Origin of the sequence: Sodalis sp. (in: enterobacteria), assembly GCF_047607725.1 — a bacterium.
In the GTDB taxonomy this organism is placed as follows: domain Bacteria; phylum Pseudomonadota; class Gammaproteobacteria; order Enterobacterales; family Enterobacteriaceae; genus JBLKSS01.
This window is the reverse complement of record NZ_JBLKSS010000084.1, coordinates 14,656-16,218: the sequence shown is the minus strand read 5'-3', so window position 1 is coordinate 16,218 and position 1,563 is coordinate 14,656. Positions and strand designations below refer to the sequence as shown.

The window sequence follows — 1,563 nt, the reverse complement described above, 5'->3', positions numbered from 1 at the left end:
ATCATCGCCGGATTATCCATGATCTGACAGCCGTCCCTTATAGGATGCGGGTTCACTAGGCATCGTAGTGGAACATATTCTTACCGGGCTATACAACAAACCCACCAATAATTCAAGACGTCCTCCACGGGGCGCTTACCTGAAAACCTGATAACCCAGGACCAACAGCGATAGCAGTAATAAGAGGATAAACACCAGAAAACCGCGCAGCAGCGCAGTCGAGGTTAACGCGATTTTTTTAATTTGAATAACGGGCCCGGCTCGGATTGTCCTTTAATGGGTCACGCGGCGCGCTTGGGTTGTCGCCCGCCACGGTTAATAGTTGACCGGCGGCCATTGCCAGCAGAATGACTAATGCCGCCACGACCCCCAGCACGCTCGCAAGCGGCGTTAGTCCGCAGGCCAGGAGCGCGCTGACCAGACCGGCACCGGCAATGCCGCCGATGCTGAAAAAACCGTGAAAGCCGGATATCATGGCGCGGCCGCTGGCTTTCTCCACCGCCACCGCTTGAATGTTCATCGTGATATCCAGCGTGCCCAAACCGGCGCCGAACAGCAGCAGCGCCAGCAGCGGCGCACTTTCCAGCCATGCCAGCATCGGCAGCGTCACGCCCAGCACGCAGACCGCCGCGATGATCGGCCGTTTGCAGCCCAGCCGGTGCGCCCAGGGCGCCGCCATCGGTATCGCCAGCAGCGAGCCGATACCCAGACAGAGCAGCTGCAGGCGGAGGGAGGCATCGTTAATCGCCAGCCGTGCTTTGGCGAAGGGCACCAGCGGCGCCCAGGCGGACATGGCGAAACCGGCGATAAAGAACACCACGCGGGTGGCGACACGCACCGGATAGGTGGCGCGAAGTTCGGGGGGAGGGCAATGGTCATAATAATAGGCCGCGAGTATGAGTCCTGGTTATAAACGCGGCCGATACGGGCCGCAATCGTGTTTTTGCTACTCCCTGCGACGGCATCAATCCGCCTTTCGGCCGCCGTAGCGTGGGCGTTCCGCCGCAGGGGAACGGGCGCGGGCCGCCATCAATGCCGTTGCGGTCGGCATGGCGCTTGCCGTCGCAGATCCTACCGCGGCGGCTCGCGCTTATGACGCGCCGCCGCGGCGTTCCAGCCATAGCGCGATCATCGCCACGATAAAGGCCTGCGGCGCCTCGGTAAGCGCCACGCCACGCGGTATGCCGTACCATTTCTCCAGACAGCCGCGGCAACAGGTCGCGGTGGCGTGCTGAGCGACAAACACCGGATGACCCCGCCACGGCGTTTGCTTACCGTCTTTGGCCGGCAGCGCCGGCTGGCGATGAAATCTCGTACGTGGCTCAACACGACCGCCATGCCCTTGGCGCGCAGGTAGTCGTTATCGCGCGGGTTTAAGGCGAAACGGCACCGAAAGGCTGATTGCTGCAGTCGTTGCCATAGCTGTTCTTTGTCCCTTTCGTCTTGCATCATCGTCTTACCTTGCCCCGGCAGGCCCCGTTCGGGTTCGGGGTTCGGTATGCACAGGCGCACAGTAGCACGCTGTACGCCGGCAAACGATGGATGGCGGTCAGACAATTTACG

General features: G+C 61.5%; 1 protein-coding gene and 1 pseudogene. Both read right to left on the bottom strand.

Annotated elements, in window-relative coordinates; all coding sequences use genetic code 11:
• Positions 1-238: 238 nt before the first annotated feature.
• Complete coding sequence (locus ACMX3H_RS08435) at positions 239-838, bottom strand: MFS transporter (RefSeq protein WP_415210490.1); 600 nt, start codon at positions 836-838, stop codon at positions 239-241.
• 252 nt (positions 839-1,090) lie between these two features.
• Positions 1,091-1,449: pseudogene (locus ACMX3H_RS08430) on the bottom strand (DUF4186 domain-containing protein).
• Positions 1,450-1,563: the final 114 nt, after the last annotated feature.